Genomic DNA, 9,830 nt, shown 5'->3' on the forward strand with positions numbered 1-9,830 from the left:
TGCGTCGGCATGGCGGACCGGGTGGTGGCCTTGCTGAAGGCGCAGCCACACCTTCCTTGACCGCCCAGCATACAGGCCGGGTGAGACGGGATCGCGAAAGCTCACCAATCGCTGCACGGATATCATTCATCCTGAAGCTCAGCGCAGTATGCTCTGCCTTGATCCCCTCAGGCTTGTGAAACAGGTCAATCTCTGTGCCGCCGCAGTGATAGACCACCTTTCCATCAGGCCGTTCCTCTCCTGCAGGCAGCGCCAGGGCCGAGTCATAGAACGCGCGCCCGAGCAAGATCGCGAACCGGAAGCATCTCCGTCACCTGACTGGCACCGAATTGCATGGCACCCCACCTGTTTCTGCACGCTACCATTCTACGTCCGGACTCGGCCACGCCAGCAACGTGAGGGGCGGCGTCGAGGGTCTCTCGCATTTTGTGCAAAGCGCGCGACCGGCAGCTCACACCCGAGGAAATAGACGGCAGATATACCCCGCCCTCTGCCTACAGCTCAGGCGCGGGGCTGCGGGCATCAGGATAACGCCTTACGGTTTGGATATGCCCTTCTCGTAGCTCGACCAATCCGCGATGATAGATTGCGCGAATGCGTTTCCGACGCGGAAAGCATTTTCGGTGGCAGCCGGGAAGCCGCCGGACTTCGCAGCCAGGGACTCGGCTGTACTCTGTCCCTCATGAGCGCGGTCAAAATTCGACGCCGTTCGCAACACAGCGACACGGTCGAAATCCAGCAGACCCGCTTGCGCGCCCCGCTGAAGCGCGGCCAGCGTGGCGTTGTCCTCCATCTGGCTCATGCAGTAATCCGCCTTTCCATCCGTGAGAAGCGAGACGTGGTCCTCGACCTCTTTGGCGGTGATCGCGCCGTGCCAGTAGGTGTCGGCGGAAACCGAGGCGCAGACTATAACGGCAGGATCGGCCTTCGCAGCATCCTGGCTGTAGGCGCCGCGATAGACCGCTGCATCCGGGTTGTCGCTAAGCTCGACGTCCTTGCTGGCCTCATAGGCAGCCTCCACCAGGGCCGGGTTCAACGGGAACACCTCGGTCCCGGCGCTCCAGCCCGGCTTTTCATCAGGCTTCTTCGCGCCCAGTTCGACGATCTGGCTGGTCCATTCGGCCGGCGCCTCGCGATCATCGATGCGGTGAACAAGTCCTGCATCGACGACGTAGTCAGCCCAGGCCGCCGACCCGAGCGTGCCGTTTTCAGGATCAACACCGGCAATGCCTGCCACGATGAAGTAGGTCTTTGTCAGGTCGAACTTGTCCGAGAGTACCACGGCCATGGTCGAGGCCGCGGCATTTGCAAAGCCCATGGTGGTGGTCATCTGGCAAAGGTCGGCATTGCAGGCGACCTCATTGGCGCTTTCCGGCAAACCGGGAACCTGAACCTTGTTCGGCAGGTCCAGATTGTCCTGCCAAGGCTTGGCCTCGGCATCGAACATCGCGATCACCATGACCTTTGGAGCGATAACATCCGCTGCAGCGGCAGCAGGCAGGAGGGCAGTAGTCAGGACAAAACCGAGACGCATAAGGGGCATGCATTTTCCATTCAAGTGTCTGCGCCCTCGGACATGCGCGGCCGGGGCGGGGGAACTGCGGTGAAGCATAGGGGATGCATCACGTCTTGTCGGCACCGAAGTTGCCGTGCTGGTTGAGCCTGACAATATATCGCGATCACGGCACCTGATCCTGCCGCTTACGTTTGCTGAGGCAGATCAGGCTGCGCATGCGGTCAAGCTGGCCTTTGCCGGAAGACGCGGGTCATGGCATGCATGTAGCCTCCGGTGCTGGCAATTGGATTCTGTGATAAACGTATACATTTCCAGAAAGCTGCAGTGTAGTTATCGTTGCATTAGCCATTGCGCACGCTTGCGTGGAGCACGACGCCCCGATCGCCCATACGGCTGGCGTGATGCCGCCGTAGAGCAGGCCGCCAGATCGTACCCTGCCGTTACAGCCCCTGCCTAAGAATGTCGGCGGGCGCCAGGAAGCGCCTCATGTGTACGTGTGCCAGTGGCAGATCTACACGGTCAGCGGGATAGCCATTCGGCCAAGGCGTCCTAATCACGGCCCCCTTCCCCTACCCTGCTTACCTTTCTGCAGCGATCATGAATGTCCGGTCCAGGAAAGCTGCAGCGCAGCACATTATCTGGCCTGATCGGCTGCAATGGGCCGTTCGAACGTGCCCCGCCTCACGGTGGCTTCATTGTCGTGCAGCGGCGCAGACACCCGGCGGCAATCAAGACGCCGATGTGGGAGCTGATAGTAGGCGAGGGTTCAGATCGGGCGAACCGTGAGGCGGCGATGGTCCGGGATACACCACACGGCGCTGTGGCGAGGCGGCCGAGGTTGCCGCACTTGATGTCGTGCTGACATTTGACCAGGGGACTTACATGATAAGGCGCGGAGCGCCGTTCTGTGGAGGCATTCTTGCTGGCTCGGCGGAGGCGGCTGGGAGTGCCGGCACCCGCTCCTACGGACCCCATGTCAGGAAACTCGGTGCTCGACGCGAGCAGACGGCATAAAGCCTGGTCGCCTGCGAAGGTCCCGTTAAGTATGGGTAAGACAGGAGAATCGTTGCCGGAATCACACGCCCATGCCAATACTTCATTAGACGCATCAAGATGGCAGGACGCGACTTGACCAAGTGACGCAAAAACGGGTCAAAAGACGAAAGCGCCGTCAGAATTCCGAATCGTCCGGAGGAGCCGTGAAGCAAGACGTGAACCAGTTGGTGGACTTCAGGTCGGACGTAGGCGCCATGGACATTGGCATTTACGCTGACAGCCTTGCTGACTCCCTCGATCGCCAGATGAAATTGGCCTATCGGCCAGAGAATGGCAAGAAACTGCGCAAGTTTGGAGCTCGTGAAGTTGCCGAGTTGCTGCGCATGAGCCCCTCAAATCTCAGGACCAAACATCTGGATGGAACCTTTCCAGAAGTCCTGGACGAAGAGGGAGAAGACAAAAAAAGTAGGCAACGGTTCTATTCGGCTCAGGAAATCGACCAAATCCGAGACATCATGTCGACGGTCGGCAAGAACCCCAGTCTATACAGGCCGGGGCGATCGAAGAAAAATGGTGGTAAGGACAAGCTTCAGACTATTGTCGTCTGCAATTTCAAAGGGGGTTCAGGCAAGACCTCGACTTGTGCCCATCTTGCTCAACGCTGGGCGCTCCGCGGCTATCGCGTGCTCGCCATCGACATGGACCCGCAGGCCAGCCTGACAACTTATTTTGGGCACCGGCCGGAACTGGAATTCGGCGAAGGTGGGACGATCTATGACGCCATTCGCTATGCGGACCCGGTTCCGCTTTCGGACGTGATCCGCAAGACCTACTTCCACAACCTGGACATGGTCCCAGCCGGCCTCATGCTGTCCGAATACGAGACGGAGACAGCGGCGGCGCTGAGCAAGCGAGTCCTTCCCCTGTTTGCAGACCGGTTGAGCATGGCAATCGAGGCAGTCCAGGACAACTATGATCTCGTCATCATCGACAGCCCTCCGCAACTAGGCTTCATCACCCTGACCGCCTTGACTGCGGCAACAGGCCTGATCGTCACAGTGGTGCCCGGCATGCTTGATATTGCTTCGATGAGCCAGTTCCTGAAGCTGGCGTCCGAGACCATCAAGGCGGTCGAGGAGAGTATCAGCCGACCGGTGAGCTGGGACTTCATGCGGTTCCTTATTACACGTTATGAGCCCTCAGACGGTCCCCAAACGCAGATGGCAGGTTACCTGCGCACGATCCTGGGCCCGAACGTGCTAACAGAACCAATGCTGAAATCGACAGCCATCTCCGACGCAGGCATGACGCAGCAAACGATCTATGAAGTTGATCCTGGGCAGCTAGTCCGCAAGACGCTGGAGAGGGCTCTGTCGAGCATGAATGGCGTCGCTGACGAACTCGAGCTGGCCATCCAGAAAGTGTGGGGCCGCTGATGGGACGCAAGATCTTTGGTGCCATTCCGGACCCAGACGAAGAGGAGAAGCCGGCTCGCGCGGCGGCTCCTGCCGCAAGCGTAGCTGTGTCCCCCGCCCTGGGCGGCTTGCGCGAAGGACTGCGCGAGTTGAGCGCCAACTCGATCCGGGAAGTTGACCCAGCTCATGTAGAAGACGATGGGCCCAGCGACCGTCTAGGCTTGGACGAGGCATCGATCAGGAAGCTCGCGGACAGCATCCGACAACATGGACAGCAAGTCCCCATCCTTATCCGCCCTGGACAGTCCCCCGGGCGGTTTCGTGTTGTCTACGGTCGGCGGCGTCTCGCCGCACTGAAGCAGCTTGGGATGCCGGCAAAGGCTATTCTGCGCCACATGGACGACCGGGCGGCGGTCACCGCCCAAGGACAAGAAAACAGTATCCGTCTGGATCCGTCCTTCATCGAGAAGGCTGTCTTCGTCCGCGATCTCAGAGCAGCAGGCTACGAGTCGGCCGTCATCGAGGAAGCTCTCGGCATCGACGCCACTACTGTCTCGAGATATGGCGTGATCGCTGAAACCCTGCCTGACGATCTTATCCGTGCCATCGGTGCGGCTCATGGAAGCGGCCGAAGGCCATGGATGCGGCTGGCCGAACTCGTCCGGGCAGATGCCGGTCTCATCGATACCCTGCAAGAACTTCTTGGGAGCCTTAGTGAAAGTGTCGAGAGCGACGAGCGCCTGAAGGCCGTACTGGATCATGCCGAGAGGTCGGCAGCGGAGGTGCCAGCACCACGGTCGATTGACCGCGGTCAAAGTTCGGTTGTGAAACTCTCCGGTGGCGCAAGGCTCGGCACGATCCGCCGGGCCAGGAATGCTGTGACGATCAGCATCGACACAAAGCGTGACCGAGAATTCGGCCAGTGGCTGGAAGAGCACGCCGAGAGGCTTGCTCTCGAAATGCACCAACGCTGGCTGGAAGACGGATCCAAGCTTGATAAAAAAGCCTCGTGCGACGGATCCTGACCCGCCCACCGTACCCTGAAACCATGAGACAAGGAGAAGCATGAGACCGTAAAAGAAAAGGCCCCCCAGTCACCCGGAGAGCCCTATCGATAAACTTTGGTCGGTTACTTCGATAGCAGCTTCTCCATCGCCCTGTCAATAACACCGGCTTCGGTGAACGGCATCTTGCAGCACAAACTCGTGTTTGCGGGGCGATGACCTATGGGCTAACGGTCGAAGCGCAACAGCCATGAAACCCATTAAAGCTGCTTTCCCGGCCGGACGGCTGGTGCCCGCGTCTGGATTGGACACGGTCAATCGCGATCACCTATGGAACACCTTCCACAAACTCAAGGAAGCACGCAAACTCTTCGGCTTGAGCCCGGGAGCGGTCCATACCCTTTGCGCCCTGCTTTCCTTCCTCAAAGAAGGGGGCGAGCCGGTTGTCTTTGCCTCGAACCGGTCCATTCAAAAGCGCGCGGTTCTCGACGACGACCGGACGCTTCGACGCCACATCGGCCGTCTCGTCGAGGTGGGTTTTATTACGCGCCAAGACAGCTCGAACTTCAAACGATATAGATCGACAGACCCCGTTACCGGAGAGGCGCAAGCCTTCGGGTTCAGTCTCTCTCCTTTCCTTGCCCGTAGCCATGAGATTATCGCGGCAGCAGATGAAATCGAGATCGCCCAGGCCAGGTGTAGACACCTCCGCAAGAGGCTGCTGGCGCTGCTGGCGCGACTGCAGGCCGACCAGGTCGACTTTACAGATGCTGTCCGGAAAGCACTGCGGCGAAAGATGGAAGTTGGCGACTACCTGGCTGCCATCGAAGAAGCTGAGGCCTTGATCCAAGAGCTCCCAGCAACTGTGACGCAACAGAAACAGCTGTCCCCGATCGCAGATCTCACTGAAGTGAATCATGAGGCAGCAACGGAAAGATCCGGCTCTGACGGGCAAAATGTCCGCCACCATCTTAACTCACAATTAGAAAACAAAGATCTGAAAAGATCAGCGCAGAAGATGGACGATGAACAGTTGATGGCGCTGACGATCAAGACATGCCGCGAAGCAATGGCCTTTGCGGTAGAGCCCGTCAAGACGACCCATGATCTGGAGAGACTAGCTTGCCAACTCGCGCCGATGATGGGCATAGACCGAAAATGCTATGAACAAGCCTGTACTGAGCTAACAAAGCCACGCGTCGCTTTGTCTACATTGCTGATCTTGCAGATGGGTAACCGAATCAGAAACATGCCAGCCTATTTCCGTTCAGTCATGATCGGAAAACGAGCGAGTACTTTTGATCCGATGAGCCTCCTCCTTCGTCTTTCCGGCAACAACTACAGACCGGCTGTCTGAAGGAGTTCAGAAACTCGAAACTACTTTAGCTTCTTACTGGGTTTATCCCTTTGTCGAGAGCCAGAAGTGTGCGACATATCGATGCATCCCCTGCCCTCCCCTGCCTACGCGTTCAACCGTAGCACCAGCTTCACGCCCACGAGCCTTCCTGTTATAATCCTTTGAAGTCAAATAATTTTCTTTCGAGATGGCACTACCTAGGGCAGCGTATGGCATTGACCGTGGTCAATCAATCATTTCGGCCCTCATTCCTGCTGGCCGAGGGCTCATCACGGAACTGTCGCAACGACTGACGGTAAGTCATCGCCCCCAGTCCTCCTTCATATAAAAGTCGCGGGTAGCAGAGGAGTAGAAGCGATATGTAAAGCAATTGCGTGGCAAACAGCTTTGTTTATAGCACTGCATGTAGACGTACATTCCCGCTAACCGGGTTAAGTAACTCAGGAAATTAAAGCTGCATCAGCGGCGACGATCGGCTCTAGTCACAGCATATTGCCACCGGCAAATCTTCTAAGGTCTTTCTAGCTGCGGGCCTTCCGCTCGCCAACTGACCATAGTCAGACATATGAACAGGTACTGATCCGAGGCAACGGCGGACGTACCCACCTACCCTGCCCGCGAGAGAAAGGAAGAAGGCCGGCTTTCGCGCTTTCCGACATGGTCCGTAGGCTTCCTGGCATAGTTTGACCGCGGTCAATACCAAGTCAATTTTTATGTTCAGCGATGCAGTATAGTATTGGTTGCTGGCCCTAGCCGGTTTGCCGTGGAGCATCCTCAGTGGGCGAGTGGTCAGCCTTTTCGACGTGGGTAGCAGTCGTTTGATAGAGCGGTGTAGCTCTTCTGACCCTACTTCCAAGCTTGGTCTCAGTCGCCTCAACCTCACTCCAAAAGCAACATGTGTGCGACATTTGGGAGGCGAACTAAACAGAAATCGGACCACAGTTTCGCTTCTGTCGATTATGAAGTCCTCTCCGTAGGACGGAGCAGTCCGATTACTAGCAGTCGAGCGAACCGTTTCTCGTACGAAGTTGTGCATGTGCTTTTCAGCACCTCTGAGGGTAGCACCAGAGGAATAACTCGCAGCGCGTTGGGAGAAAGGTCGTCGGTAGAGCAATGCAACCGAGCGATTATGCTTGAGGCAATCGAGTGGCACCTGCTACTCGCGTCGGTAGAGGCCGATTGACCATGGTCAATAAACCCTTAGTCTCACGGGTAATTGACCGCGGTCAATTGAACAGGGCCATCTTTCAACTCAACGAATCGGTGCCGCTGCTTTTCGCCATAGCTCAAATTCGTAGTCCGGTGGAGATGTTTTTGTCATAAGCTATACAGGTCCGCGCTCGTGGGCAGGAAGTTAGAGTAGAATCTATCTGTCGAGCCATTGCAGGAAATTGACCGCGGTCAATTTCCATCTATCAAGCAGACGCCGCCACTTCCGTCGATCAGGGGTCACGAGCGCTAGCAGCAAGCAATGCCATCTTGGTTATGGCGAATCCCACGGATGAACATCAGCGGCCTCCTAGTCCAGACGGGCTTCACTATCGAAAGGCGGCGAGTCTCATTCCGCCTCATGACACCTAGGCCTCGGTTGTTATTTGGCTAAGCCGTGATTTAAGCAGGAATCCTTAGCCTGGCTCAGTTGGCTACGGTCAATGGACAGAAGCTCCTTTTTTTCCGGGGGACCTATATTCGCACGAAGCGGCCAAGCAGCGTTGTAGTGGACCAGCAGCTACAGAGACACGACGGATCTTCCCCGTTCTGGGTCTAAGCCATAGGTCTGATCGAAGCTGGGGCAGATTGGGCGGCCATAAACGATTGGGAGCTGCGCGCCAGCAACGTTGACCGCGGTCAATTAGAGAGGGAGCAATCTGCTCCGGCTGCGTTTTCAACTTCCCCCTTAAAGTTTCGGGCTTTCAGACTGACCTGCACTCCGGCCGACCATCTGTTCAATTTCGGAGGGCAAAGTTCAGACGCTATGATGGCAGCTGCCACTACCTTTCTGTAGGCCTTGCCAGAGGGGACATTGGACGGCAGCGGGAAACCTGAAGCGGCCTATGCGTAGATGCTGATTGCCGAGCACGCGTCTCATCACCCGGAGCTTGCGGCAGCCTAGGCCATGCTCATGTTCATGCTCCGGAAAGTCCTGTTACTTTGATCGAGTCGAGGACACCTATTTCCGGATCGAGGAGTTTGATTAAGGGCGGACAGGCATTCGTCGAGCCGATGGATGGAGTCGAGCTATGCGGGCAGGGGTTCGGAGATGATCGCCCACTCGGGGGCAAGAAGAATTCGGGGATTGGCGAAGATGCCACCAGTGACGTGCATGGCTCTGTCGATGGAGACGGCTGTGAGCATAACCGGCGCGGCTGTGCTAGCGAGAACAGTTTCCTACATTATGACATCGCTTCATCAGATGACCCGTGTCACAGCGCTGACCTTCGTTTCTTGCAGCGGCCGTGGAAGAGCTAGGAACCCACGTGAAGACAACAATACGATAGCCGCAATCTACGGTAGTGATACAGCTTGGGGTTGAAGACGCAAATCCCGGCTGAAAGGCAGGAAAAGCTCCGCCGGTGAGCGGGGCTGCTCAAAACATAACTCGGAACAACAGGCTCGGCACCGAAGCAACAGTACACGTTGAACAGCGTCGAGCATTTCAAAAACATCCAAAGGTACATAGTTAATTCAATATGTTACAATGCAAAAGAGATGCATTCCGCACGCTGGGCTCCGGATGGGGTAATCGGCTTGCGCCCTACTTCCTGTCCCGGACGGTATGACGTCCTGCGCTTCCGGCTGATGGTAGACCGTGGTTTGTGTGAAGCAGCCACAAGCATGCACGCGACGGGACTGGGCATCAAACCCTGGAGGCGCTTTGTGCGCACGACCGACAGCCGGCACGACTCTCCGATCTTCTCCAACCTGTATCGCAACATCATTCCTGATCAACCGGACATGGTTTGGGTCGCAGACTTTACTTACATCCGTGTCGCAATCGGTTTTTGCTATCTGGCCGTCATCCTGGATGCCTGCAGCCGCAAGGTCATAGGACATGCGCTGTCGCGGCACCTGGATAGGGAACTGGCGCTTGCTGCCTTGCACGCGACCGTCATGAACAGAAACCCTCCAAAGGGCTGCATCCAACATGCCGATCGTGGCTGCCAATACGCCTTTCAGCGCTATCGTGTCGCTCTTGAGGCTGCGGGCTTGTGCGGCTCGATGAGCAGTGCCGGCAACCCCTATCACAACGCACAGGCCGAGAGCTTCATGAAGACCCTAAAATTGGAGGAGGCCTACCGGGCCGGATACGAGACCTTCGCCGATGTGGCCGCCCGCTTGCCGATATTCATTGAGCAGATCTGCAACTCGAAAAGACTGCACTCGGCCCCCAGCTACCGAACCCCCGAGGAATTCGAAGCCCTGTTCGCCCAGAAGGCGGCTTAGTTCAGATGGTGCGATGTGGTCCAGCCCGAGGGGTTCACTCCAAACCTGAGCCACTTTTGGTTGAAAATCAATAATCTCTCCCTCCGCAAGGCACGGAT

General features: G+C 57.1%; 5 protein-coding genes. 4 read left to right on the plus strand and 1 reads right to left on the minus strand.

The features are described 5' to 3' along the window. Nucleotides 1–535 precede the first annotated feature (535 nt). Nucleotides 536–1,543 carry a purine nucleoside permease gene (locus CK944_RS20475; RefSeq protein ID WP_205049127.1) on the minus strand — a complete coding sequence of 336 codons (1,008 nt, stop codon included), beginning with the start codon at nt 1,541–1,543 and terminating at the stop codon, nt 536–538. 1,223 nt (nt 1,544–2,766) lie between these two features. Here CK944_RS20475 and repA point away from each other — a divergent pair. The 4 genes from repA (at nt 2,767) to CK944_RS20495 (ending at nt 9,732) form a co-directional block, all read left to right on the plus strand. After that, nucleotides 2,767–3,948 carry a plasmid partitioning protein RepA gene (gene repA / locus CK944_RS20480; protein ID WP_103174917.1) on the plus strand — a complete coding sequence of 394 codons (1,182 nt, stop codon included), beginning with the start codon at nt 2,767–2,769 and terminating at the stop codon, nt 3,946–3,948. Continuing rightward, nucleotides 3,948–4,952 carry a plasmid partitioning protein RepB gene (gene repB, locus CK944_RS20485; RefSeq protein WP_103174913.1) on the plus strand — a complete coding sequence of 335 codons (1,005 nt, stop codon included), beginning with the start codon at nt 3,948–3,950 and terminating at the stop codon, nt 4,950–4,952. The genes repA and repB overlap by 1 nt, the downstream gene beginning before the upstream one ends. A gap of 229 nt (nt 4,953–5,181) precedes the next feature. Then, entirely contained in the window at nt 5,182–6,288 is a 1,107-nt protein-coding gene (gene repC, locus CK944_RS20490) for a plasmid replication protein RepC (protein WP_103174914.1), read from the plus strand. A gap of 2,835 nt (nt 6,289–9,123) precedes the next feature. Beyond that, nucleotides 9,124–9,732 (plus strand): IS3 family transposase, encoded by a 609-nt coding sequence (locus CK944_RS20495; protein WP_256388172.1) that lies wholly within the window; start codon nt 9,124–9,126, stop codon nt 9,730–9,732. Nucleotides 9,733–9,830 lie beyond the last annotated feature (98 nt).

The sequence above is a fragment of the Paracoccus sp. SY genome (genome assembly GCF_002901215.1).
GTDB classification, from domain to species: Bacteria; Pseudomonadota; Alphaproteobacteria; order Rhodobacterales; family Rhodobacteraceae; genus Paracoccus; species Paracoccus acridae.

Bases quoted from the DNA above. Each gene is read 5' to 3' on its own strand.
- CK944_RS20475 (WP_205049127.1), bottom strand. From the start codon at position 1,543: ATGCCCCTTATGCGTCTCGGTTTTGTCCTGACTACTGCCCTCCTGCCT.
- repB (WP_103174913.1), top strand. From the start codon at position 3,948: ATGGGACGCAAGATCTTTGGTGCCATTCCGGACCCAGACGAAGAGGAG.
- repC (WP_103174914.1), top strand. From the start codon at position 5,182: ATGAAACCCATTAAAGCTGCTTTCCCGGCCGGACGGCTGGTGCCCGCG.
- repA (WP_103174917.1), top strand. From the start codon at position 2,767: ATGGACATTGGCATTTACGCTGACAGCCTTGCTGACTCCCTCGATCGC.
- CK944_RS20495 (WP_256388172.1), top strand. From the start codon at position 9,124: ATGCACGCGACGGGACTGGGCATCAAACCCTGGAGGCGCTTTGTGCGC.